The sequence below is a fragment of the Stenotrophomonas sp. K-6 genome, assembly GCF_056861555.1.
The window spans coordinates 258,513-283,708 of the sequence record NZ_JBSPUC010000002.1 but is presented as its reverse complement, the minus strand read 5'-3'; the positions used below and the strand labels follow the sequence as shown (position 1 = coordinate 283,708).

Genomic DNA, 25,196 nt, shown 5'->3' with positions numbered 1-25,196 from the left:
GTCAGTTCTCGAGCAGCTGGCGCAGATCGCGCGGGATGCGCACTTCCGGGTACTGCTGCAGATAGCGCTCCAGGCTGGCGCGCGCGGTATCCACATCGCCGGCATCACGTCGCTCGCGGATGCGCTTGAGCCACTGCTTGCGCGGCAGGCTGGCATCGGCAGCGACGGCCTGATGCAACGCACGCACGGCATCGTCGGAAGCGGCCGGGGCCGCCATCGGCGCGGCGGCGCGCCGCATCACGCCGGGGGCGCTGGGCGCGGACTTGGCCGGTGCGGCGCGGTCCATCCTGGAGCCGGTCACCACCACGCGGTCCAGCGCCGGTTCGTTCGCCTGCGGGGCAGCGGCCGATGCCGCCTCCGGCGCCGGGGCGGACATCATCGGTGCCGATGCCGATGCCGATGCCGGTGCCTGCGCTGGCGCAGTAACAGGCGGTGCGGGTGCGGTGATCACTTCCGGGCGGGGCGGGGCGGCCGTCCGCGCATGCGCGGGCGCAGGCGCAGAGGCGGGCGCGGTGGAGGCCGCTGTGTCTTTCGCAATGCGCTCTTGCTGGACCGCGGGCGGTGCAGCGACGGGGGCTGGTGCTGGTGCGGCGTCCATTGCCGGCGCAGCCGCCGTCCCTGCGGTGCTTGATGCGGCGGGGCCTGGTGCGGGTGTGGCAACCGGTTCAGCCAGCGGCGGCGCCGGCGGATCCTCGGGCTTGAGCTGCCAGGCGATGCCGACGGCGAAAATCACCGAGGCGGCAAGGCCGAACACCGCCGGCAGGCGCGAACGCGGGCGAGGTGCCCGCACCGGCGCAGCCGGCGGCAGGGTCCAGGTGGCAGCGTCCGCCGCCGGTGCTTCAACGGCGGTGCGCGCGGCCGCGAGTACGGCCTCGTCGATCGCCGGTGCGGGACCGGTCGCGCTCGGCCGACCCAGCAGCCGGGCCAGTTCGCGCTCTTCTGGCGTCAGCGGATCCGGGCGGTTCATCCGCTCAACCCCGCTCGTAGTTTGTCCATCGCATAACGCAGTCGTGATTTCACCGTCTCACGGCCGACGCCGGTGATCTCGGCAATCTCTTCCAGGCTCAGTTCCTGTTCCAGACGCAGTTGCAGCACCTCGCGCTGCTCGGGCGGCAACTGCTCCATGGCCAGCTGCAGTTGGCGGCGCTGCTCGAAATCGGACAGTTGGGTTTCGGGCGTCCGCGCATCGGTGATCGCTGCGACACGTTCATCGGCGTCGATCGGGGCCGACGGCCGGTGCCGTGCGGCGCGCCAGTGATCGTTGAGACGGTTGTGGGCGATCCGGAACAGCCAGGTAGTGAAGGCGGCCTCGGGCTGCCAGCTGGCGCGGGCGGCGATCACACGCTGCCAGACATCTTGGAACATCTCGTCGGCCAGCGCGCCATCGCGCAGCTGGCGCAGCAGAAAGCTGTACAGGCGGCTGCGGTGACGGCCATACAGCGCCTCGAACGCACGCAGGTCGCCACCGGCCCAGGCCAGCATCAGTGCTTCATCGGTCGGCAGGGCAAGGGCGTCCACGCCGCACAGAGTAAGCGCTGCGGGGGTGTTCGCATAGTCGATGGGGAGTCGGGCGGCGCTGCTGGGGGGCATGGAAGGGGCCTGGGAGATAACCGGAACAACGTCCATCGGCGACCGATGGGGTTGATGCGCTTCCATTGCCCCCCGGTCTGCGCGTTATGCTCGCAGGAAGGGGAGGTGCCGGGCAGCCGGTACCCGTAGGGATGAGCAACGTGTCCAGTCAGATGGTGACCTCTGCAGTGCAAGGCGATGGTGATGCGGTGATCCCTGCCGCCATCGCCAGGTCGTTGTGCGCCCTGCTGCCGGGCGGCGCCGTGGTCGCGCTGGCCTGGTCGGATCCAGTACTCGGCGAGGGCACCCAGTGCCATCCCGAGGGCGATGCGCCAAGCGCAGGTCCGGCCCTGATACCCCGCCATGGCATGGCCGCCGGGATGGCGTCGCAGCAAACCTGGACGCATCTTGGTGCTGAGCTGTCGCTGAGCGTGACGCTGCCTTCCGGCAATGCGCCTGCCGACAGCTGGTGGACGGCCGCCCGCAGTCTGTTCCAGGGCACGTTGTCACTGGCCCGGCAGCGTCGCGAAATCGCCTCGCTGGAGGAATCCAAGCGACTGCAACAGGCGTTGTATGAAATCGCCGATCTGGCTGGTGCGGATCTGGAAATGGGCGAGATGCTGCGGCATTTCCATCGCGTGCTCAATTCCCTGATGTACGCGCAGAATTGTTTCATCGTCGAGTACGACGACATCCGGCACCGGGTGCGGTTCCTGTACTTCGCCGATCAGAAGGATGACTTCGTCGCCGATCCGGACCGTAGTTACGAAGAACACGAAATGCCGCGCAGCCTGACCTTTGCGCTGTTGCGGCATGGCGAGCCGTTGAGTGGGCCGTCCAGCGAACTGCTGGCCGAGATGGAAGGTGAGCAGGGGCAGCGCGGCCCGGAAAGCCTGGACTGGCTGGGTGTGCCGATGCTGCGCGACGGCCGCGTCTGCGGTGCGATCGTGGTGCAGAGCTACGAGCACCGCGCGCGCTATGGCGAGGCCGATCGCACGCTGCTGGGCTATGTCGCCCAGCACATCCTCACGGCGATGGACCGGCGCCAGGCGCAGGTCCAGCTGGAGCGTCAGGTGGAGCGGCGCACGCTGGAACTGCAACGGGCCAATCGCAACCTGCAGGACGAAGTGGTCGAACGTCGCCGCGCAGAAAAGCTGCAGATGGCGCTGTTCAACATCGCCGAGCTGGCGATGAGTGCCGAGTCGCTGTCGCAGTACTACGGTCAGGTGCATGGCGTGGTCGGCACGCTGTTGGATGCGCGCAATTTCTATATCGCGCTGGTCAATGAAAACGGCGATGGATTGGAGTTCGTCTACTCTGTGGACGAATACAACCCCTCGCGAGCGCCACGTCCGTTTAGTGAGGGGCTGACCGAGTTCATCGTGCGCAACCGCCAGCCGCTGCTCGCCAATCGTGAGCGTATCGATGCGCTGCGCGATAGTGGGGTTGTCCGCGAGTTCGGCGCGCGTTCGCAGTGCTGGCTGGGCGTGCCGCTGCTGAGCGATGACGATGTAGTGGGCGTGATCGTGGTGCAGAGCTATTCACCGGAGGTGGTGTTCACTGTGCACGATCAGCGCCTGCTGACCTTCGTCGCACAGAACATCGGCAACGGACTGGCGCGCCAGCGCGACCAGGAGCGGCTGCGCAACGCGCACGCCGATCTGGAAAAACGCGTGGACGAACGTACCCGCGAGCTGGCCGACGTCAACGACAAGCTGCTGGGCCAGATCGGCGAGCGCCTGCGTGCGGAGCAGCGCCTGACCCATCAGGCCATGCACGATGCGCTGACCGGATTGCCCAACCGGCTGCACCTGCTGGATCGGCTGGAAGATGCCATCGTGCGCGCGCGTGGCAGCGAGGGGCATGGTTTTGCGGTGCTGTTCCTGGACCTGGACCGCTTCAAACTGGTCAACGACAGCATCGGGCATGCTGCGGGCGATCAGATGCTGGTCGAGGTGGCCAAGCGCATCGTGTCGATGATGTCCGCGCAGGACGTGGTCGCGCGGCTGGGCGGTGATGAGTTCGCGATCCTGCTCCAGTGCGGCGACGGTCTGGCCTCGGCCCTGGAATTTTCGCAACGCATGCTGGTCGCACTGGAAGAATCGATGTGGGTGAAGGGGCGCGAACTGTTCCCGTCCGGCAGCCTGGGTATCGCGATGTGGAACCCGCGCTACCGCAACGGCGAAGAACTGGTACGCGACGCGGATGCGGCCATGTACCGCGCCAAGGCGCAGGGCAATGACCGCTGCGCCGTGTTCGATGAGGCCATGCGCGAGCAGGCGATGCGCAGCCTGGACCTGGAGGCGGACCTGCGCCGGGCCATCATCAACCGGGATTTCGTGCCGTTCTATCAGCCGATCGTGCGCCTCACCGATGGCGAAGTGGTCGGCCACGAAGCGCTGCTGCGCTGGCAGCACGAGCGCCGCGGGCTGTTGCTGCCGAGTGCGTTCCTCGATCTGGGCGAAGAAAGTGGCCTGATCGAGCAGGTGGACTGGCTGCTGTATGAGCAGGTGATCACCCAGCTGGCGCGCGGTGGCCGCGGGTATCTGTCGGTGAACGTATCGCCGCGACACTTCCGCTCGGCCGATTTCAGTACGCGCCTGTTCGGCCTGATCGAAGCCGCCGGCGCCGATCCGCACCGGTTGCGGCTGGAGATCACCGAGGTGGCGCTGCTCGATGATGGGCCGCGCACGCTGCGCATCCTGCAGACCCTGCGCGAGCGCGGGGTGCTGGTGCAGCTGGATGATTTCGGCACGGGCTTCTCGGCGCTGTCCTACCTGCACCGGTTCCCGATTTCGACGTTGAAGATCGACCAGTCCTTCATTGCCGGGCTGCACGGACAGGACATGCAGAGCACGCACGCGCTGGTGCAGGGCGTGCTGTCGCTGGCGCGGACGCTGGGCATCGAAACGGTGGGCGAGGGCATCGAGACGCAGGCCCAGCATGACACGCTGCTGCAGCTGGGCTGCGATTACGGCCAGGGCTACCTGCTCGGCCGGCCGGCCCCGATGGACACTGCCGCAGCGGCCTGAACCGCTACGGCAGCGGATTGGATCAGCGCAGCGCGTTGGCGCGCTTTTCGTCGATCCACTTGGAGGCCTGCGCCGGCTCGTAGGCGCGCATCCAGGCCAGCATCTCGTCGATGTCCGAGCCGTACCACAGGTCCGCGCGCTGGGCCGGGTGCAGGAAGCGCTCTTCGACCATGCGATCGATCATGCCGATCAGCGGGGCGTAGAAGCCGTCCACATCCAGGAACGCGCACGGCTTGTTGCCGATGCCCAGCTGGCGCCAGGTCAGCATCTCGAAGATTTCTTCCATGGTGCCGAAGCCGCCGGGCAGGGCGACGAATGCATCGGAGAGGTCAAACATGCGCGACTTGCGCTCGTGCATCGAACCAACGATTTCCAGCTCGGTCAGGCCGCGGTGGGCCACTTCCCAGTCCGCCAGCTGCTGCGGAATCACGCCGGTCACTTCACCGCCACCTTCCAGCACGGCATTGGCCACGGTGCCCATCAGGCCGACGTTGCCCCCGCCGTAGACCAGGCGCAGGCCGTCACGGGCGATGCGGTCACCCAGCGCGATGGCGCGCTCGGTGTAGACCGGCTTGCTGCCGGGGTTGGAACCACAGTAAACGCAAATCGACTTCATTGGATCTTCCTGTTGTTCGAATCTGTAGCAACCGGAAACGAAAAAGCCCCGCCGATGACCGGTGCGCTGGTCTCGTGACGGGGTGTCGTTCCGCAGGTGCGGTAGCGGATTATCGCGCGTTTCGGGCGCGGGGGCCAATCGGGCGCCGGCGTAGAGCCGACCGTTGGTGGGCTGCGGTTTCTCGTGCCAACGGTCGGCTACCTCCGTGCGGGTTCATTCCCGCACGAAGGCCAACCTCAGGCCGCCTGCGACTGTTCCCGGCGCGGACCTTCCTTCAACGCGCGGCCGACCAGGCCGACCAGCAGGTCCAGCTCCTCGCCGTCCATCCCGAAATGCGGGGTGAAGCGCAGCGAGTTCTCACCGCCATGGATCACATTGATGCCGTGGTTGCGCAGCCATTCTTCGGTGGAGCCGGTGCCGTAGCACTTGAACTGCGGGGCCAGCTCGCAGGAGAACAGCAGACCGGTGCCCTGGACCTTGGTGATCAGCCCGCCCAGCTCGGTCTTGAGCTGCTCCAGCTTGCGCACGGCTTCCTCGCCGCGCACGCGGATGTTCTCGCGCACCTGCGGGGTCAGCAACGACAGCGTGGCGCAGGCCACGTCCAGCGCCCGCGGGTTGGACGTCATGGTGTTGCCGTAGATGCCCTTGCGGTACAGCTGCGCGGCGTGCTCGGTCACGGCCAGCACCGACAGCGGGAACTGGGCCGCATTGAGGGCCTTGGAATAGGTCTCCATGTCCGGCACGTCCAGGCCTTCGAAGCCCGGGTAATCCACGATCGAGAGCACGCCATGCGCGCGCAGGCCGGCCTGGATCGAATCCAGCAGCAGCAGGCTGCCGTGCTGGCGGGTCAGTTCGCGCGCAAGCGCATAGAACGCCGGCGGTACCGAGCGGCCCGGGTCGCCTTCGCCCATCACCGGCTCCAGGAACACGGCCTCGATGAACCAACGGTTCTGCTCGGCCTCGGCGAACACGCGCTTGAGCGCGTCTTCGTCATACGGGGCGATCGCGATGACCGTGTCCTCGCCGCGGTAGCTGGCCAGGTGCTGCATGTACGTCTTGCGGCTGGAATCGGAGTACAGGCCCGGGCGGTCGGTGCGGCCGTGGAAACTGCCCTTGACCACCACACGCTTGATCTTGGCCCCGGCATGGCGGGCGCCCGGATCGGTCTGCAGCTTGGCGTTGACGTCGGCGATGCGCGCGGCCAGGCCCACGGCTTCCGAACCAGAATTCAGGCACATGAAGTGGCTGTACGGGCACCCGCCACGACGGTGGCCGATTTCCTTGCGCAGGGCCTGGATGAAGCGCTGCTGGGACAGGCTGGGCGTCATCACATTGGCCATGACCTGCGGCGCGGCCATCGCCGCCATCACCGCCTCGGGGGTATGCCCGAAGCCGAGCATGCCGTAGCCGCCGGCGTCGTACAGCACCGCGCCCTTCAAAGTGACCACCCACGCGCCACGGGCGGCGAGGGCGACGTACGGGGTGACCGCATCATCGGCATAGAAATTGACGAAACCGTCCTGCATCGCCTCGATCTGGGCGCGTTCGTCCAGGGCCAGCAGACCGCCCAGATCGGCGCGCACGCGGTCGAACTCCGCAGCAGCAGCCTCAATGGCGGCGACCAGGGCGGGATGGCCCGCAGCCAGGCGTTCAAGGGTGGCGTCATCCAGGCCGGTGGTCAGGCGGGTGCCGGGCTGGGCGCGAAGGGGGGCGAGGCGTTCGATGAAGCTCATTGCAGATCTCCTAAAACGATTGGCGGCACGGTGGAAAAGCAAAACGCGCGTCTATTCGCGCGCGCTTCGGGCATTCCTGCTCGTGCATCAGACTTCCGGTTCGATGCTAGCACGCGGTTTTTCGCGCGATAACCCCGCAAAACGCTGTTGCATAGCAGCATTTTGCGCGACGTTTGCCGAATCCTGCGTTGCTACCGAAGGCCAGTCGTACAATGGCCGACATTGCCTACACGTTGCCGTGCGCTGCCTTGAAGAAGTCCGATTTCAACTACGACCTCCCGCCTGAACTGATTGCCCAGGCGCCCCTCGCCGAACGCTCGGCCAGCCGCCTGATGGTGGTGCCGCCGGCCCCGGCCGCCTTCGAGCACCGTCAGGTGCGCGACCTGCCGGATCTGCTTCGCGCGGGCGACCTGCTGGTGTTCAATGACACCCGGGTGATTCCGGCCCGTCTGTTCGGCCAGAAGGCCAGCGGCGGTCGTGTCGAGATCCTGATCGAGCGTCTGCTCGGCGGCCAGCAGGCGCGTGCCCAGGTCGGCGCCAGCAAGTCGCCCAAGCCGGGCAGCCGGATCGCGCTCGACGCCGGTGGCGAGGCGGAGGTGCTGGGCCGCGACGGCGAGTTCTATGTGTTGCAGTTCCACGTGCCCGAGGCCCTGGAGCAATGGCTGTTGCACGCCGGCCGGCTGCCGCTGCCGCCCTACATCCAGCGCGAGCCGGGCGTGGACGACCGCGAGCGCTACCAGACCGTATTTGCGCGCGAGATCGGCGCGGTGGCCGCCCCGACCGCCGGTCTGCACTTCGATGAGGCCCTGCTGGCCACGTTGAAGGATAAGGGCGTCGACTTCGGTCACGTGACCCTGCACGTGGGCGCGGGCACCTTCCAGCCGGTCCGCGTGGACGACCTGAAGGAGCACGTGATGCACCGCGAGTGGCTGAACGTCGGCGCCGAGCTGGTCCAGCAGGTGCGCCGCACCCGCGCCGCGGGTGGCCGCGTGATCGGTGTCGGGACCACCGTGGTGCGTGCGCTGGAAAGCGCCATGCGCGAGGGCGAACTGCTGCCCTACGCCGGGGAAACCCAGATCTTCATCACCCCGGGCTACCGGATCCGCAGCGTGGACGCGATGGTGACCAACTTCCATCTGCCGGAAAGCACGCTGCTGATGATGATCTCGGCCTTCGCCGGCCAGGCCCGGGTGTTCGAGGCCTACCAGGCCGCGATCGCGGAGAAGTACCGCTTCTTCAGCTATGGCGATGCGATGCTGCTGTTCCCGCAGGGGGAATGACGGCAGCGGGGCAGGCGCGACCGTTTTCGGCGACAATGGCAGACTATTTGCCCGAATGACCGCTCCATGTCCCGACTCCAGTTCCAGCTCCAGACCACCGACGGTCGCGCCCGCCGCGGCCGCCTGACCTTCCCGCGCGGGACCGTGGAAACCCCGGCCTTCATGCCGGTGGGCACCTATGGCTCGGTGAAGGGCATCCTGCCGGAGCAGATCCGCGCGCTGGGTGCGGAAATCATCCTGGGCAACACCTTCCATCTGTACCTGCGCCCGGGCCTGGACGTGATCGCCGACCACGGCGGCCTGCATGGCTTCGCGCGCTGGAACGGCCCTATCCTGACCGACTCCGGCGGCTTCCAGGTGTTCTCGCTGGCCCACCGCCGCAAGATCACCGAGCAGGGCGTGACCTTCTCCTCGCCGACCGACGGCGCCCGCGTGTTCCTGGGCCCGGAAGAGAGCATGCGTATCCAGAAGGTGCTCGATTCGGACGTGGTGATGATCTTCGACGAGTGCACCCCGTACCCCGCCACCGAGCCGGTCGCGCGCACCTCGATGGAACTGAGCCTGCGCTGGGCGCTGCGCAGCCGCAACGCGCACGATGAACTGGGCAATGACGCGGCGCTGTTCGGCATCGTGCAGGGCGGCGTCCATCACGACCTGCGCAGCCGCTCGGCCGAGGGCCTGCAGCAGATCGGCTTTGATGGCTATGCCATCGGCGGCCTGGCCGTGGGCGAGCCCGAGCACGAACGCAACGCCATGCTCGACCACATGCACCCGATCCTGCCGGCCGATCGCCCGCGCTACCTGATGGGCGTGGGCCGCCCGGAAGATCTGGTGGAAGGCGTCGCCCGTGGCGTGGACATGTTCGATTGCGTGATGCCGACCCGCAATGCCCGCAACGGCCACTATTTCACCTCGTTCGGCACGGTGCGCATCCGCAACGCCCGCTACGAGCGCGACATGGACACCATCGAGCCGGGCTGTGGATGCCATGCCTGCACCAGTGGCTACACGCGCTCGTACCTGCGGCACCTGGACCGCTGCAACGAGATGCTGGCGCCGATGCTGGGCACCATCCACAACCTCTATTACTACGAGAAGTTGATGGCCGACATGCGCGCGGCGATCGCGGCGGGAACCTTTAGCGCCTTCCGCGAGTCTTTCTACGCGGCTCGTGGAGCGGTCACCCCCGCGCTGTAAAGTGACCCCGGCCGGCCGCCCCGGCGCGCCGACCCTGCCAAACGGCCCAAGGACGAACTCCCGGGGCCATGGCATACTTCGAGGCTGACCCCCGTTTCGCGGCGACACCCCGACCCTCAAAGGGAGCGGGGCGCCTCCCAACCCAAGGACACACTATGAACCTGCTCGCCTTCCTGATCCCCACCGCAAACGCCCAGGCCGCCGGTGGCCAGCCGCCGGGCATGGGTCTGACCACCCTGCTGTTCCCGATCATCCTGATCGCGATCATGTACTTTCTGATGATCCGTCCGCAGATGAAGCGCCAGAAGGAACACAAGGCCATGCTGGAGAAGGTCAAGCGCGGTGACGAAGTGCTGACCAACGGCGGCATCGCCGGCGTGGTCACCGACATCGGCGACAACTTCATCACCATCGAAGTGGCCGAGAACGTGCGCATCCGCGTGCAGAAGGGCGCCGTGGGCAATGTGCTGCCGACCGGCACGCTGAAGTCGGCCAACTGATCCACTCCCTTTCCGTTCAACCGCGGTGCCGGGACGGGCACCGCGCGGGACCCAAGCAATGCTCGAATTTCCACGCTGGAAGTATTTCCTCATCCTGATCGTGCTGGCGGTCAGTGCGTTGTACGCACTGCCCAACATCTACCAGAAGGACCCTGCCGTGCAGATCACCGCCAACCGTGGCGGGCAGATCGACGACGCCCTGCGCGACCGTGTGCTGGGTGACCTCAAGCAGGCCGGCGTGGAGCCGCTGTCGGTGGCCAAGGAAGGCGAGAGCCTGATCGTGCGCCTGCCGACGCTGCAGGCGCAGACCGCTGCCAACGACGCCCTGCGCGACGAGATGGGCGAGGACTACGTGGTCGCCCTGAACCTGGCCTCCACCGTGCCGGACTGGCTGAGCGACCTCGGCGCCAAGCCGATGGTGCTGGGCCTGGATCTGCAGGGCGGTGTGCACTTCGTGCTGCAGGTCGACCAGAAGGCCGCACTGGACAAGCGTCTGGACGCCTACGCCGAAGACGTGCGCACCAGCCTGCGCGATGCCCGCATCGCCTACCAGTCGGTTGAACGCCGTGGCGACAACACCATCGTGGCCACCATCAGCCCGTCCGCCGGTGCCGATGCTGCCACGCGTGCCCGCGAAGTGATGGTCAAGGCGCAGCCAACGCTGGGCTACGAGGTGGCGGGCAACCGCATCACCGTGAGCATGCCGGAGACGGAGCTGACCGCGATCGCCAACGGCGCCATCGAGCAGAACGTCAACACGCTGCGCAACCGCGTCAACCAGCTCGGCGTGTCCGAGCCGATCATCCAGCGCCAGGGTGCCGACCGCGTGGTCGTGCAGCTGCCGGGCGTGCAGGACACCGCCGAAGCCAAGCGCATGATCGGTGCCACCGCGACGCTGGAATACCGCGCCGTGGTCGACAACAATCCTGCAAGTGTCGCGGATAAGATTGCCACCGGCCGCATTCCGCCGGAGGCCAAGGTCTACCAGCAGCGTGACAACCGCGGCCCGATCCTGCTCAACAAGCGCGTGATCGTGACCGGTGACCAGATGGTCGCCGCACAGGCCACCACCGACCAGAACGGTTCGGCGGCGGTCAGCGTGACGCTGAACAACGTCGGCGGCCAGCGCATGTTCGACTTCACCAGCGCCAACGTGAACAAGCCGATGGCGGTGGTCTACACCGAACGCATCCCGACCGTGAACGTGGTCGATGGCAAGGAAGTGCGCAGCTTCCGCGTCAAGGAAGAAGTGATCTCGGTCGCCAACATCAACGGCGTGTTCGGCAAGAACTTCCAGACCACTGGCCTGGACAAGCTCGAAGCGGACAACCTGGCCAAGCTGCTGAAATCCGGTTCGCTGGCCGCGCCGATGGACTTCGTTGAAGAACGCATTGTCGGCCCGAGCCTGGGTGCGGAGAACGTCGAGCGCGGCGTGACCGCGGTCGGTTTCGCGTTCCTGTTCACCCTGATCTTCTTCACCGTGTACTACCGCATGTTCGGCGTGATCACCTCGGTGGCCATGCTGTTCAACCTGCTGATCGTGGTGGCGGTGATGTCGCTGTTCAGCGCGACGATGACGCTGCCCGGCTTCGCCGGTCTGGCGCTGTCGATCGGTTTGTCGGTCGACGCCAACGTGCTGATCAATGAACGAATCCGTGAAGAGCTGCGGGCCGGCATGCCGCCCAAGACGGCCATCGTGGCCGGTTACGAGAAGGCCTCCGGGACCATCCTGGACGCCAACCTCACCGGCATCCTGGCGGGTGTGGCGTTGTATGCGTTCGGTACCGGTCCGTTGAAGGGCTTCGCCGTGACCATGATCGTCGGCATCCTGGCCTCCATGTTCACTGCAATCACCGTCTCGCGTGCCCTTGCCGTGCTGCTTTACAGCCGCCGCAAGAAGCTCAAGACCCTGGCCATCTGACGGGAAGCGAATAGAAACCATGAAACTTTTCCCGTTGCATCTGATCCCGAACGACACCAAGTTCGACTTCATGCGCACCCGCTGGGTGGCGGTATCGCTGGCCGCGCTGGTGTTCATCGCCGCCATCGGCTGCATTGCCTTCAAGGGCTTCAACTACGCGCTGGATTTCACCGGCGGCACCGTGGTCGAAGTCCGTTTCGACAAGCCGGCTGACGTCGATGCCGTGCGCGAGCATCTGGAAGGCGCAGGTTATGCCGGTGCCCAGGTGCAGAGCTTCGGCAGCGGCAGCAACCTGCTGATCCGTCTGCAGCCGCAGGAGATGGCCGAAGGCGAGAACGCTGGTGAAGCCAACAACCGCACCGCTGAAGCCGTGCAGAAGGCGATCTCGATGGAGGGCAACCAGGCCGCCATCGTGGGTGCCGAGTTTGTCGGCCCGCAGGTCGGTAAAGAGCTGGCCCTGAACGGTCTGTACGCGGCCCTGTTCGTGCTGATCGGCTTCCTGATCTACATCGGTTTCCGCTTCGAGTGGAAGTTCGCGATGGTGGCGATCATCACCACCCTGTTCGACGTGCTGGTGGTAGCCGGTTACTTCTCGCTGAGCGGCCGTGAGTTCGATCTGACCGTGCTGGCCGGCCTGCTGTCGGTGATGGGCTTCTCGATCAACGACACCATCGTGGTGTTCGACCGTGTGCGTGAGAACTTCCGCAGCCTGCGTGTGGAGCCGCTGGAAGTGATGAACCGTTCGATCAACCAGACGCTGTCGCGCACGATCATCACTTCGCTGGTGTTCTTCCTGTCGGTGCTGGCGCTGTATCTGTACGGCGGTGGTTCGCTGGAAGGGCTGGCGCTGAGCCAGATGATCGGTGCGGTGATCGGTACGCTGTCGTCGATCTTCATTGCCTGCCCGCTGCTGACGATGGGTGCGCTGGCGGTGACCAAGCAGGATCTGCTGCCGAAGGCCAAGGACGTGGAAGCGTTGGAGCGCCGTCCGTAAGGTTTCTGGTGGTATGAAACATCTGAGAGGCCGCGCACTGCGCGGCCTTTCTTTTTGTTCGGGGCCAGAGCCGGAGCTGGAGCCAGAGCCAGAGCCAGAGCCAGAGCCAGGGCGGCGCCTTGGGTGCTCACTGTTGGAGGGTGACGGATAGCGCTGTGCTGGACCCGCCGTAAACCCATCCCTGGGGGCTCGTGAGCGCCATCCATGGCGCTCCAACGGTCCTGCACATCGCTATCCGTCACCCTCCAGACAGGGTGTTGGATGGCGGTCGGTAGGGCAGAGCGAAGCAAGGCAACGCAAGGCACAGCAAAGCAACGGCACCCGCGCTGGCGTGGATCTACGCGGGGCAGAAATCGGTCATGGCATTGGTGACTCTCTGCACGCGCGATCCTGGTTCGGCGACAGTCGGCCAATCTCCAACAGTTGGCGTCCAATGCACTCGTCATAACGTCAGGCGTCGTGTGTAGAGCCACGCCATGCGTGGCCGCTCTTCCGTCCGCAGCGACCCTGTGTCAGGCAGGGGCCGGTGAGGGCAGGGCGGGGACCGTCACCCGCATGGATGCGGGTGTCGAGCCTCCACGGACGGATTCACGGCGCGTCCCGGCCTGCCCTCACCGGTCCCAGGCCACAAGGAACATACACCCCCGTCGGTTGTGCTAAGCAGCGCTGCGCACTACGATCCCTTGCGTTCCGCGCAGCCGCTCCGGTGGCGCGCGACCTCCCTTTTCAACGCGCCGGTCCGCCCTGCGCCAGTCCCCCTCGAGGTTTACATGGTCATCAAACCGCGTGTGCGCGGCTTCATCTGCGTCACCACCCATCCCGTCGGCTGCGATGCGGCCGTCAAGCAGCAGATCGATTACATCCAGTCCAAGCCGAAGATCGCCAACGGCCCGAAGAAGGTGCTGGTTCTCGGCGCCTCCACCGGCTACGGCCTGGCCGCGCGCATCACCGCTGCCTTTGGCAGCGATGCCGCCACGCTGGGTGTGTTCTTCGAGCGCCCGGGCACCGAGACCAAGCCCGGCACCGCCGGTTGGTACAACACCGCTGCGTTCCACAAGTACGCCGAGCAGGCCGGTCTGTATGCCAAGAGCGTCAATGGCGATGCGTTCTCCGATGAGGTCAAGGCCAAGGTCATCGAGCTGATCAAGCAGGACCTCGGCCAGGTCGACCAGGTGGTGTACAGCCTGGCCGCGCCGCGCCGCAAGCATCCCAAGACCGGTGAAGTGATCAGCTCCACGCTCAAGCCGATCGGTGCGCCGATCACGCTGCGCGGCCTGGATACCGACAAGGAAGTGATCACCGAGACCACGATCGAGCCGGCCAGCCCGGAAGAGATCGCCGGCACCGTCGCCGTGATGGGTGGCGAAGACTGGCAGATGTGGATCGATGCGCTGCTCGAGGCTGGCGTGCTCGCCGAGGGCGCGACCACCACGGCCTTCACCTACGTCGGTGAGGAAATCACCCAGGCGATCTACTGGAACGGCTCCATCGGCGCGGCCAAGAAGGATCTGGACGAGAAGGTCGTCGGCCTGCGTCAGAAGCTGGCCCCGATCGGTGGCGATGCACGCGTGTCGGTGCTGAAGGCGGTGGTCACCCAGGCCAGCTCGGCGATCCCGACCATGCCGCTGTACCTGTCGCTGCTGTTCAAGGTGATGAAGGCCAAGGGCACGCACGAAGGCTGCATCGAGCAGCTCGATACGCTGTACGACATCCTCTACGGCGGCAAGGACGCAGGCACCGCAACCGAGCGCCTGCGCCACGATCTGGTCACCGATGGCGGCCGCAAGGTCGAGCTGATCGATGACGCCGGCCGCCTGCGCGCGGATTACAAGGAAATGGCGCCGGAGGTGCAGGGCGAAGTGGTCGCGCTGTGGCCGCAGGTGACCAACGAGAACCTGTACGAGATCAGCGATCTGGCCGGCTACAAGGCCGACTTCCTGCGTCTGTTCGGGTTCGGCGTGGAAGGCGTGGATTACGACGCCGATGTTGCCACCGACGTGAAGATTCCGAATCTGGTCGAGATGGCCTGATCGGAAGGAGGGATGCCGACCCACGGTCGGCATCTACCGGTGCGGCGCGCGCAGATGCCCACGCGGCGCGCCGTGACGCCCATGCGGCGTGCCCGGATGTCCGGGAAGCAGTCGGTCACGACCGTGGGTCGTGACGCTTCTCAGCTGAAATCGAAGTTCATCAGCGGGCCGGCCGGGCCGACGAACTCACCCTGCACGTAATCCACGCCGGCGCTGAAGAGCAGGCTCATCGAGTTGGCATCGGCGACGAATTCGGCGATGGTCCGGATCTCGGCTGCCTGCGCACGCGCGGTGATTTCGCTGATCTTCTCGCTGTGCTCGCGGGTGCGGGCAAAGTCGGAGGTGAAGTCGCGGTCCAGCTTGAGGAACTGCGGCTGGAAGTGCGCCAGCAGCTGGAACGAATCCAGCCCCGAGCCGAACTGCTCCAGGCCGATCCGGCAGCCCAGCGGCGCGACCGCGGCCAGGAACTGCTGAGCATTGCGCAGGTGGGTGAACACCTTGGCCTCCGGTGCGTGCAGCCACAGCTGTTCGCCCGGTACGCCCTGCGCCTCGAGTTCCCGCCGGAGCGTGGCGATCATCAGCGGGTCGTTGAACGACTCCGGGGTGATCTTGACCATCATGTGGGTGACATGGCCCTCGCGCTTGCGCGCGGCGAGCGTGCCGATGGCGTGCGTCACCACCCAGCGGTTGATGTCGGCCAGCAGGCCATGGTCCTCGGCGATGCCCAGGAACGCGTTCGGGCTGAGCAGTTCGCCGTTGTGGTCCAGGCGCAGGTAGGCCTCGTACAGCTCCAGTGCCTCGCCCTGCAGGTTGAGGACCGGCTGGTAGTGCAGCTGGAAGCCATCGCCGTCCAGTGCCTGGCGGATGCGGGTCACCCAGTGCTGGATGCGCTCCTCTTCCACGCGGTCCACCGCGGCCGGATCGAACACGCGGGTGGTGTTTCCCAGTTCCAGTGCGGCCTGGGTGCATTCGGTCGCGCGGGCCAGCACCTGGCCGATGCTTGCGATCTTCTCGCCCACCTGCACGCCGCCGACGCTGACGGTGACCGTGGCCGAGCGTTCGCCGATGCTGAAGACCTGCGAGGCGAACGCCTCGCGGATCTGGTCGGCCAAGGCAACGGTCTGCGCGTACGCGGCCTCGGTCAGCACCGCGAAGCTGTGTTCGCCGAAGCGCGCCACGTGGGCCGCATCGCCCACGCTCTGCGCCAGCACGCGGGCGAGGGCGCCGATCAGTGCATCGGCCGAATCCAGCCCGATCTCCGGCAGCAGGCGCGCGTAATGGTCCGGCTCGATCAGCAGCAGGCCGAACTGGCCCTCGCTGCGGCCGGCCTGGGCGACCGCATTTTCGACATGCAGCATGAAGGTCGGGCGGTTGAGCAGGCCGGTGACCTGGTCGCGCTGGCGCAGGTCTTCGACCTCGCGGGCCAGTTCCGGATCGAATTCCATGCGCCGGCGGAACACCACCTGCAGGCAGGACTCGCCTTCGTAACTGGCCTGGGTGAATTCCATGGTCGCGGCGAACACCGCGCCGTCCTGGTTGCGCGCGTCCACCTGGTACTGCGGCGGCGGGGCATCGCCCTTGCTCATGGATTTGAGCAGCTGCTTGAAGCCGTCCACGTGCTGCGGGGCGACCATGTCCAGCAGCGAGATACCTTCCACATCGTCGAAGGTCTCGTAGCCGAACATGTCCAGGTAGGCCTCGTTGGCCCGGATGTGCATGCCTTCGTGGATGTAGGCGATCGGGTCACGCGAGGAGGAGATCAGCGCGTCGCAGCGGCGCTCGGTCTCGCGCATCTGCGCCTCGATCCGGCGCAGGCCTCGGCGCGCTTGCAGATCGGTCCACTCGTTGCGGACCACCGCCAGCAGGTGCTCGGGGCGGTGGCGCAGGGCGATGGCGCGGATGCCGTTGGCGCCGGCCTCGACCCACTCGTTCTCATCGATCGATTCGGCCAGCAGGATCATCGGGATGTCCTTGCCACTGGCGGCGATCTGCTGGGTCACCTGCAGCAGCGGGATGCTCTGCGCGGCGGCGACCAGCACCAGGTCGATCGGCTGGGTGCCCAGTACATGGGCCAGCTCCTCGCTGTGCTGCGGGCGCGTCGGGCGCACCGCGATGCCGCTGTTGCGCAGCGTGCTGACGATGGTCTCGGCGTTCTCGCCGCTGTCGTCCACGATCAGCAGGCGGACCGTCATGTCATTCGCGTTCTGCATTCACTACTCCCCGGACTGCAAACTTGATACACGATGCGTGTGACTACGTCCATGCGGCAAACGGTAGCCGATCACGGAACGTTCGTTCCGGCTCAGGCCACGCTGCCCGCGGCATGGCCGCAGGCCCACGCCCACTGGAAGTTGTAGCCGCCCAGCCAGCCGGTCACGTCCAGCACTTCCCCAATGAAGTGCAGGCCCGGAACCAGCTGCGATTCAAAGGTGCTGGAGGACACCTTGCGGGTGTCGACCCCGCCGAGCGTCACCTCGGCGGTACGGTATCCTTCGGTGCCGCTGGCCACCAGCGGGAAATTCTGCAGCACTTCGGCGGCCTGGCGCAGCTGGGGCTCATCGATCTGGCGCACCAGCCGGTCCGGCAGCCAGTGCTGGCACAGGCGCAGCGCCAACCGCCGCGGCAACACCTCCGACAGCACCGTGCGCAGCTCGGCGGCACCGCGCTCGGCCTTCATCCGGCGCAGCCACTCCAGCGCGTCCTGCCCGGGCAGCAGGTCCAGCCGCAGCTCGTCGCCCGGCTGCCAGTAGGAGGAGATCTGCAGGATGGCCGGACCGCTGATGCCGCGGTGGGTGATCAGCATGGAATTGCGGAACTCGACGTCGTTGCAGCGCGCCGCGATCGGCAGCGCCACCCCGCTGAGGTCGTTGAAGCGCTCCTGGTGCTTGCCGCTGAGGGTGAGCGGCACCAGCCCGGCGCGGGTCGGCAGGACCTCATGGCCGAACTGGCGGGCCAGTTCATAGCCGAAGCCGGTCGCGCCCATGCTCGGGATCGACAGACCACCCGTGGCCACCACCAGCGATGCGGCATGGAAGTGCCCCTGGGCGGTGTGCACGTGGAAGCCGTCCGCGCCGCGCTCCACCTTCTGTACCCCGCAGTCGGTGCGGATCTGCACGCCGGCGGCCTGGCATTCGTCCACCAGCATCTTCACGATCTGCTTGGAGGAGATGTCGCAGAACAGCTGGCCCAGCTCTTTTTCGTGATACGCGATGCCGTGCCGCTCCACCATCTCGATGAAATGCCACGGGGTATAGCGCGCCAGCGCGGATTTGCAGAAGTGCGGATTGGCCGACAGGAAGTTGGCCGCCGTGGTGCCGGTATTGGTGAAGTTGCAGCGCCCGCCGCCGGACATCAGGATCTTCTTGCCGACCTTGTTGGCATGGTCGATCACCTGCACCAGGCGGCCGCGTTTGCCTGCGGTCATCGCGCACATCAGCCCGGCAGCGCCGGCCCCGATGACCAGCACATCACAGCGGATCACACTCACGCCTGCGGCTTCTGCTTGCGCCAGGTGGGGATGACGCTGAGCTGCGCCTTGTCGGACGTCAACTGCACTTCGCCGTCCTGGATCTGCACGTCCCACTGCATCGTGCGTTCAATCTGCGCGCCCCATTCGGTGACGAACTCGCCCGGCAGGTCCATGACCTCCAGCGTGGACAGCTTCTTCAGCGCCGAGGCGTTGCGCTCCCACCAGATGTCGGCGGCGCGGCCGCCGTAGGTGACCAGCTGCACCGCACGCGCACGACCGGCGGCCTTGCGCAGGCGCGACTCGTCGGGCTGGCCCAGCTCGATCCACAGCTCGATGTCGCCGGTGTAGTCGCGGCGCCACAGGTCCGGCTCGTCGTCCACGCTCAGGCCGCGGCCGAACTCCAGCCGGTCATCGGCGTTCAGCGCGAAGGTGAGCAGGCGCACCATCAGGCGGTCGTCGGTCTCGGACGGGTGCTGGGCCAGCGTCAGCGTATGGCTGGCGTAATAGCCGCGGTCCATGTCGCTGATCTGCAGTTCGGCCTTGCGGATGGTGGCGGTGAGGGCCATGGGGATACCTGAAACAAAGAGCGCCATGATAATGGTTCGCCATGAGCCCGTCCGATCCGATCCTCGCTGCCCCCGCACCCAGCCGCCTGCAGTTGCCCCCCGGCGACTGGCCAAGCCTGCTGGAGGGGCTGTGTGCGCGTTTTCCGCGCATCGACCGCGCGCAGTGGGCAGACCGCTTCGCCCGGGGGCGGGTGCAGGACGCGCAGGGCAGGGCGCTCGCGCCGGATCAGGCCTGGCAGGTGGGGCTGGAGATCGTGTACTTCCGTGAAGTGGCTGATGAGCCGGTGATTCCGTTCGCCGAGGCCATCGTCCACCAGGACGCACACCTGCTGGTGGCCGACAAGCCACACTTCCTGCCGGTCACCCCTGCCGGCGCTTATGTACGCGAGACGCTGCTGGCCCGGCTGGTGGCGCGCACCGGCAACCGGGATCTGGTGCCGCTGCACCGCCTGGACCGGCTGACCGCCGGGCTGGTGCTGTTCTCGACCCGGCCCGATACCCGCGATGCCTACCAGCGACTGTTCCGCGAGCGGCGCATCGAGAAGGTGTACGACGCGTTGGCGCCGGCGCTGCCGCACCTGGCGTTCCCGCTGGAGCGCCATACGCGGTTGGCCCCCGGCGAGCCGTTCTTCCGCATGGCCGAGGTGCCTGGTGAGCCCAATGCCCGGACCCGCATCGAGGTGATCGACGGCATTAGACCGGCCTGGCACTACCGGCTGCACCCGGTCACCGGCCGCAAGCACCAGTTGCGCGTGCACATGGCGGGGCTGGGCGCGCCGATCCTGGGCGACGACCTGTACCCGGAGCTGCTCGCCGATGGGCCGGCGGACGCGCCGCTGCAACTACTGGCGAAGGAATTGACGTTCGATGACCCGCTGACCGGGCAGCGGCGCACGTTCACCAGCGGGCTGTCGCTTCGCCTGTAGAGCCGGCCGGCGGCCGGCACTACCGGGCCGCGACTCTCCGCCACGCCGGACCCTCGACCCGCCATCCGTCCGTTCATCTTGCCGAATGTTTGGCCAGCCAACGATCCAGCTGCGCAGCGAAGGCCTGCTTGTCGCGCGCATGCAGCGGCGCCGGTCCGCCCGTGTGGATGCCGGAGCCGCGCAGTTCCTCCATGAAATTGCGCATCGACAGCCGCTCGGCCATGTTGTCGGGGGTGTAGAGCTCGCCGCGCGGGTTCAATGCGACGGCCTTCTTGTCCAGTACCAAGGCCGCCAGCGGGATGTCCTGCGTGACGACCAGGTCGCCCGGCTGCACCCGCTCGACGATCACGCTGTCGGCCACATCCAGGCCCGGCGGGACCTGGATCGAGCGGATGAAACGGGAGGGAGGGGTCCGCAACCAGTGGTTCGCGACCAGGGTCATCTCGATTCCGGCACGTTCGGCCGCCCGGAACAGGATCTCCTTGATCACCGCCGGACAGGCGTCGGCGTCCACCCAGATGTGAACTTTAGGGGTCGGTGCGTCTGTCATTTTGCTGATCTTAAGGTAGGAAAAATCTGAATAGGGGGTGCGATTTCGTGTAGGATCGCCCGACCCCTTGTCCTGTCAGGCGGGAGGGGGAGGATGGCTGAATCAACCAGCTATCGCTTTTTCGGTAAAACACGAGTATCGTCACCCACACTGTGTTTGCTAGGGTCACCGTGAATCGTGGCCTGGTGCAGTTGATCTCACGATCTGCTCATCGATCCGCTTTACCAACGCCTGCAACTCAGTCTCGGCCCCGATACGCGGCGGCCGCGATTATTTCAACTATTGTTTCAGGAGTTAGTACATGTCTGATCGTCAGCAGGGCACCGTGAAGTGGTTCAACGACGCCAAGGGCTTCGGCTTCATCACCCCGGAAAGCGGCCCGGACCTCTTCGTGCATTTCCGCGCGATCCAAGGCACCGGCTTCAAGTCGCTGCAGGAAGGCCAGAAGGTGACGTTCGTCGCCGTGCAGGGCCAGAAGGGTATGCAGGCTGACCAGGTGCAGGCGGTCTAATCGACCCCCCGCAACCGTAAGGTCGCCTAAAACGCCGGAAGCGAAAGCTTCCGGCGTTTTTTATTGGGCGGGATCCGGCCTTCGCCACTGCGGACCACGTTGAAGACGTCATCGTGCCGGCCGCCCGGTTACGATGCCGCTTTGACCCTGCGGAACCCTCGATGATCAAGGTGCACCATCTGGACCACTCGCGCTCGCTGCGCGTGTTGTGGATGCTCGAAGAACTGGGCCTGCCGTACCAGGTCGTCAACTACCAGCGCGATCCCAAGACCTGGCTGGCACCGCAGGCGCTGCGCGACGTGCACCCGCTGGGAAAATCGCCGGTGCTGCAGGACGATGCGCTGGTCCTGGCCGAATCCGGCGCGATCCTGGAATACCTCGCCGACCGCTACGACAGCGGCCGCCAGCTCTCGCCCGAGCCGATGCCGGCCCAGGCCCCCGAACGGGTGCGTTACCGCTACTGGATGCACTACGCCGAAGGCTCGGCGATGCCGCCGCTGGTGATGACGCTGGTGTTTTCGCGGCTGCGCAACGCGCCGATGCCGTTCTTCGCCAAGCCGATCGCGCGCTCCATTGCCGACAAGGCGCTGAACGGCTTCGTGCGTCCGCAGGTGAAGCTGCACATGGACTGGATGGAACGCGAGCTCGGCCAGTCGCCGTGGTTTGCCGGTGAACGCTTCACCGCTGCCGATATCCAGATGAGCTTCCCGATCCAGGCCGCCGCCGCGCGCGGTGGCGACATGACCGCCTACCCACGGCTGCAGGCGTACCTGGCGCGGATCGAGCAACGCCCGGCGTACCAGCGTGCGGTGGAGCGCGGCGGTCCGTTGAACCTCGGCGGCGGTTCGCGCTGAACTTGCGGGGCAGCCGGTCTGCCCCCATTTCATGCCTATGAGCACCCAGCCCCTGCGTTTCGATAACCGTTTCATCCGTGACCTGCCCGGCGACCCGGAAACCGGCCCGCGCGTGCGCGAGGTGCGGGAGGCCGCGTGGTCCTCGGTCATGCCGACGCCGGTTGCCGCGCCACGGCTGCTGGCTTACTCGCCTGAGGTGGCCACGCTGCTGGGCATGGGCGAGGACCTGATCCAGAGCGAGGATTTCGCGCGGGTGTTCGGCGGCAATGCGTTGTATGCCGGGATGGCACCGTGGGCGGCCAACTACGGTGGCCATCAGTTCGGCCATTGGGCGGGGCAGCTCGGCGATGGCCGTGCGATCTCGCTGGGCGAGCTGCTCACCCCGGACGGTGCGCATTGGGAGCTGCAGTTGAAGGGCGCCGGGCGCACGCCGTACTCGCGGGGCGCCGACGGGCGTGCGGTGCTGCGCTCGTCCATCCGCGAGTTCCTGTGCAGTGAAGCGATGCATCACCTCGGCGTGCCGACCACGCGCGCGCTGAGTCTGGTCGGCACCGGCGATGCCGTCGTGCGCGACATGTTCTACGACGGTCACCCTGAAGCCGAACCCGGCGCGATCGTGTGTCGCGTCGCGCCGTCGTTCATCCGCTTCGGCAGCTTCGAACTGCCGGCCTCGCGCGGTGACACGACGTTGCTGGGGCAGTTGGCCGATGTCTGCATCGCGCGCGATTTTCCTGCGCTGGCAGAGGCGGGTGAGGCGCGGCATGCGCGCTGGTTTGCCGAAATCTGCGAGCGCACCGCGGTGCTTGTCGCGCATTGGATGCGCGTCGGTTTCGTGCATGGCGTGATGAACACCGACAACCTCTCCATCCTCGGGCTCACCATCGATTACGGCCCGTACGGCTGGGTCGAGGACTACGATCCGGAATGGACCCCCAACACCACCGACGCGCAGGGCCGACGCTATCGTTTCGGCACGCAGCCGCAGGTGGCGTACTGGAATCTCACCCGGCTGGCCCAGGCCTTGGCACCGCTGTTCGAGGATGTCACCCCGCTGCATGACGGGCTGGCGCGTTTCCAGCAGGTGCACGCGGACTGCGAGCGCGCCGACATCGCCGCGAAGCTGGGCCTGGACACCTGCCGCGATGACGACGTGGCGTTGATGGCGGCGTGGCTGGAGATTCTGCACGAGGGCGAGATGGACATGACTCTGGCCTTCCGTGGGCTGATGGCGCTCGATCCTGCAGCGCCTTCGGTGGCGGTGCTGGAGGAGGCGTTCTACAGCCCGGCCCGTCGCGACGCGGTGCTGCCGTCGCTGCAGGCATGGCTGCAGCAGTACGCGGCGAGACTGCGTGTCGATGGCCTGAGTACCCAGGCGCGTCAGCAGCAGATGGCTCGCGCCAACCCGGTCTACGTGCTGCGCAACTGGCTGGCCCAGGAGGCGATCGAGCAGGCGGAGCAGGGCGATCTCAGTGGCGTGCACACGCTGCTGGAGGTGCTGCGGCGCCCGTATGACGTGCAGCCCGGACGCGAGCACTTCGCGGCCAAGCGACCCGAGTGGGCGCGGGTGAAGGCCGGCTGCTCGATGCTCTCCTGCAGCTCGTAAGTCGTAAGTCACTGCGGGCGCGGTTCCGGATGCTGCCCGCCGCAGACGTTCCCATCGATGAATGCGCTGTTGCAGTCTCGCTGCGGCAGGGCCGTGCGCGGCGTCGCGTGCGCGTCTACGACAATGGTCGTAGGGCTGCTGTTCGATAATCGCACGCATAGTCGATAAACGCACTTGAATGGTGCAGTGCGATAAACCTACTTTCAATCCCGTTCCAAGCGATCCACCTCTGGCGGGCGAGGGCAGTGCCGAAACGGCACTGAAGCCAGGTGCAGGGGAAGACCGCAGGAGTTCCCTTCCCTGTGCGGAGTATGCGCATGCGTTGCCGTCTGTCTGCTGTTTCCCTGTCCCTGCTTGCGGTGCTGCCGTCGCTGGCACAAGCCTTCCAGGCCGAGCCTGCGCGCACGCCATTGGAGGTGCTGAAGGTGGAGCGCTATGCCGATGATGCCAACCCGGGCTCGTTGCGCTGGGCGATCAGCACCGCCAACCAGGCGCCCGGGCGCTATCGGATCGAGATAGCCGCGGTGGGCAATGCGCCGTACGTGATCCGTCCGGCCACGCCGCTGCCGGAGATCGTCGGGCCGGTGCAGATCGTCGGCACGCCGTGGGCGCGCGATGGCCAGTACGTGGCCATCGACGGCTCGGCCTATGTCACCGGCACCGGCACCGATGCCTGCCCGGGGGCCGAACCGGGCCAGTCCGGTACCAACGTGCGTACCACCACGCTGCCGGGGCTGGTGCTGCGTGATACCCGCGGCGTGGAACTGACGGGGCTGGAGATCCGCAATTTCTGCATCGGCGTGCTGATCAACCGCAGCAGCCACAGCGAGATCCACGACAACCGCATCGTCGCCAACAAAGGCGGTGCCGGCATCATGCTCACCGGTGACGACGGCAAGGGCCAGTCCACCGCCACCACCACGGTGCACAACCGGATCGTGCGCAACCAGTTCGTGGACAACGGCGATGGGCTGGAGCTGACCCGCGGCGCTGCCTGGAACCTGGTGGCCGACAACCTGTTCCAGTCCACCGCCGCCAATCCCGAACCGTCGCAGGGCATCGAGATCCTGTGGGGCAACGACAACACCGTGGTGCGCAACCGCTTCGTCGATTACTCCGATGGCCTGCAGATCAACTGGGGCAACCGCAACTACATCGCGGCCAACACGTTCACGGGCAATTCGATCGGGCTGAGCATCACCGGCAGCGGGAACGTGGTGGACGGCAACACCATCACCGGCAACGGCATCGGCATCGCAGCGCGACCGCAACCGGTCAGCGCACCGAATCGTTTCAGCGCCAACCGTATCTTCGACAACGGGCTGAAGATCGAGCGTTGTGAAGCCGGTGGTGCGTGCGTCAAGGACCAGCCGCGCGGCGCGATCGTGTTCGGGGTGCCAGGGCTGGAGCACGCCAGCTTCATCGGTTCGCGCGGGCGCGGGGTGGACAACGATCCGGCCAAGCGTGCGCGTATCTGCACCGCGCCGGGGCAGGCCGAGTGTCAACCGGCCCCCAATCTCGGCCAGGCCGCGCCGACGCTGCAGGCCGTGCAGGGCAAGGGGGCCGCGCGCACGGTGCAGGGTGTCTTCCAGGGCATGCCAGCACAGCGCTATCAGCTGGAGCTCTTCGGCAACCGCGCCGCGCAGGGTCGCGAAGCCGAGCGCCTGCTCGGCACGGTCGAGGCGGTCACCGATGCACAGGGGCAAGGCCGCTTCACGCTGGCGTTGCCGACCACTGGCGAAGCGGCTGACATCGCCACCGTGACCGCTACCGCGACCTCCGCGTTGGGCGCGACGTCGCCTCTCAGCGCACCGCTGTCGCTGCGCTGATCCCCTTTCGAGAGAT

20 protein-coding genes are annotated in these 25,196 nt (G+C 66.6%); 12 read left to right on the top strand and 8 right to left on the bottom strand.

The window, feature by feature from the left end; genetic code table 11:
- Position 1: 1 nt before the first annotated feature.
- Entirely contained in the window at positions 2-967 is a 966-nt protein-coding gene (locus AC13F7_RS06605; RefSeq protein WP_482999642.1) for a hypothetical protein, read from the bottom strand.
- Positions 964-1,518 (bottom strand): RNA polymerase sigma factor, encoded by a 555-nt coding sequence (locus AC13F7_RS06600; protein WP_481468124.1) that lies wholly within the window; start codon positions 1,516-1,518, stop codon positions 964-966. Before AC13F7_RS06600 ends, AC13F7_RS06605 begins: the two co-directional genes overlap by 4 nt.
- Positions 1,519-1,721: 203 nt before the next feature.
- Between AC13F7_RS06600 and AC13F7_RS06595 the strand changes: the two genes are divergently transcribed.
- Complete coding sequence (locus tag AC13F7_RS06595; protein ID WP_482999641.1) at positions 1,722-4,601, top strand: bifunctional diguanylate cyclase/phosphodiesterase; 2,880 nt, start codon at positions 1,722-1,724, stop codon at positions 4,599-4,601.
- Between the two features lie 22 nt (positions 4,602-4,623).
- Here the strand turns inward: AC13F7_RS06595 and AC13F7_RS06590 are convergent, their stop codons facing one another.
- A complete protein-coding gene (locus tag AC13F7_RS06590; RefSeq protein ID WP_123729018.1) occupies positions 4,624-5,217 on the bottom strand; it encodes an LOG family protein in 594 nt (197 codons plus the stop codon).
- A gap of 236 nt (positions 5,218-5,453) precedes the next feature.
- Positions 5,454-6,950 carry an aminotransferase class III-fold pyridoxal phosphate-dependent enzyme gene (locus tag AC13F7_RS06585; protein ID WP_482999640.1) on the bottom strand — a complete coding sequence of 499 codons (1,497 nt, stop codon included), beginning with the start codon at positions 6,948-6,950 and terminating at the stop codon, positions 5,454-5,456.
- 248 nt (positions 6,951-7,198) lie between these two features.
- Between AC13F7_RS06585 and queA the strand changes: the two genes are divergently transcribed.
- From queA to fabV, 6 genes are all read left to right on the top strand, one after another.
- Positions 7,199-8,230, top strand: coding sequence for a tRNA preQ1(34) S-adenosylmethionine ribosyltransferase-isomerase QueA (gene queA, locus AC13F7_RS06580; RefSeq protein WP_483000102.1), 1,032 nt, complete (start codon positions 7,199-7,201; stop codon positions 8,228-8,230).
- A 66-nt stretch (positions 8,231-8,296) separates the two neighbouring features.
- On the top strand, positions 8,297-9,427 hold the full coding sequence (gene tgt / locus AC13F7_RS06575) for a tRNA guanosine(34) transglycosylase Tgt (RefSeq protein ID WP_482999639.1): 1,131 nt from the start codon (positions 8,297-8,299) through the stop codon (positions 9,425-9,427).
- 155 nt (positions 9,428-9,582) lie between these two features.
- On the top strand, positions 9,583-9,927 hold the full coding sequence (gene yajC / locus AC13F7_RS06570) for a preprotein translocase subunit YajC (RefSeq protein ID WP_481467936.1): 345 nt from the start codon (positions 9,583-9,585) through the stop codon (positions 9,925-9,927).
- Positions 9,928-9,985: 58 nt separating this feature from the next.
- Positions 9,986-11,848, top strand: coding sequence for a protein translocase subunit SecD (gene secD, locus AC13F7_RS06565; RefSeq protein WP_482999638.1), 1,863 nt, complete (start codon positions 9,986-9,988; stop codon positions 11,846-11,848).
- Positions 11,849-11,867: 19 nt separating this feature from the next.
- The gene (gene secF / locus AC13F7_RS06560; RefSeq protein WP_019183139.1) at positions 11,868-12,842 is read left to right on the top strand and encodes a protein translocase subunit SecF; all 975 of its coding nucleotides are present in this window, start codon (positions 11,868-11,870) and stop codon (positions 12,840-12,842) included.
- 770 nt (positions 12,843-13,612) lie between these two features.
- Positions 13,613-14,872, top strand: coding sequence for an enoyl-ACP reductase FabV (gene fabV / locus AC13F7_RS06555; protein ID WP_482999637.1), 1,260 nt, complete (start codon positions 13,613-13,615; stop codon positions 14,870-14,872).
- Positions 14,873-15,012: 140 nt separating this feature from the next.
- On the opposite strand, the gene AC13F7_RS06550 is transcribed toward fabV, so the two are convergent.
- The 3 genes from AC13F7_RS06550 to AC13F7_RS06540 all read right to left on the bottom strand — a co-directional run bounded on the left by AC13F7_RS06550 (position 15,013) and on the right by AC13F7_RS06540 (position 18,907).
- Positions 15,013-17,082 carry a GGDEF/EAL domain-containing response regulator gene (locus tag AC13F7_RS06550; protein WP_482999636.1) on the bottom strand — a complete coding sequence of 690 codons (2,070 nt, stop codon included), beginning with the start codon at positions 17,080-17,082 and terminating at the stop codon, positions 15,013-15,015.
- 92 nt (positions 17,083-17,174) lie between these two features.
- Complete coding sequence (locus AC13F7_RS06545; protein WP_482999635.1) at positions 17,175-18,359, bottom strand: BaiN/RdsA family NAD(P)/FAD-dependent oxidoreductase; 1,185 nt, start codon at positions 18,357-18,359, stop codon at positions 17,175-17,177.
- Positions 18,356-18,907, bottom strand: a complete 552-nt coding sequence (locus tag AC13F7_RS06540; protein ID WP_482999634.1) for a YaeQ family protein — start codon at positions 18,905-18,907, stop codon at positions 18,356-18,358. Before AC13F7_RS06540 ends, AC13F7_RS06545 begins: the two co-directional genes overlap by 4 nt.
- 41 nt (positions 18,908-18,948) lie before the next feature.
- Between AC13F7_RS06540 and AC13F7_RS06535 the strand changes: the two genes are divergently transcribed.
- Complete coding sequence (locus AC13F7_RS06535) at positions 18,949-19,833, top strand: pseudouridine synthase (protein ID WP_482999633.1); 885 nt, start codon at positions 18,949-18,951, stop codon at positions 19,831-19,833.
- 73 nt (positions 19,834-19,906) lie between these two features.
- Here AC13F7_RS06535 and AC13F7_RS06530 read toward each other — a convergent pair whose 3' ends face one another.
- Positions 19,907-20,383 carry a YaiI/YqxD family protein gene (locus AC13F7_RS06530; protein WP_482999632.1) on the bottom strand — a complete coding sequence of 159 codons (477 nt, stop codon included), beginning with the start codon at positions 20,381-20,383 and terminating at the stop codon, positions 19,907-19,909.
- A 301-nt stretch (positions 20,384-20,684) separates the two neighbouring features.
- On the opposite strand from AC13F7_RS06530, the gene AC13F7_RS06525 reads away from it, so the two are divergent.
- The 4 genes from AC13F7_RS06525 (at position 20,685) to AC13F7_RS06510 (ending at position 25,180) form a co-directional block, all read left to right on the top strand.
- Entirely contained in the window at positions 20,685-20,894 is a 210-nt protein-coding gene (locus AC13F7_RS06525; RefSeq protein WP_017356920.1) for a cold-shock protein, read from the top strand.
- Between the two features lie 161 nt (positions 20,895-21,055).
- Positions 21,056-21,748 carry a glutathione S-transferase family protein gene (locus AC13F7_RS06520; protein ID WP_482999631.1) on the top strand — a complete coding sequence of 231 codons (693 nt, stop codon included), beginning with the start codon at positions 21,056-21,058 and terminating at the stop codon, positions 21,746-21,748.
- Between the two features lie 37 nt (positions 21,749-21,785).
- Positions 21,786-23,351 (top strand): protein adenylyltransferase SelO, encoded by a 1,566-nt coding sequence (locus AC13F7_RS06515; protein ID WP_482999630.1) that lies wholly within the window; start codon positions 21,786-21,788, stop codon positions 23,349-23,351.
- A gap of 317 nt (positions 23,352-23,668) precedes the next feature.
- Positions 23,669-25,180 (top strand): right-handed parallel beta-helix repeat-containing protein, encoded by a 1,512-nt coding sequence (locus tag AC13F7_RS06510; RefSeq protein WP_482999629.1) that lies wholly within the window; start codon positions 23,669-23,671, stop codon positions 25,178-25,180.
- Positions 25,181-25,196 lie beyond the last annotated feature (16 nt).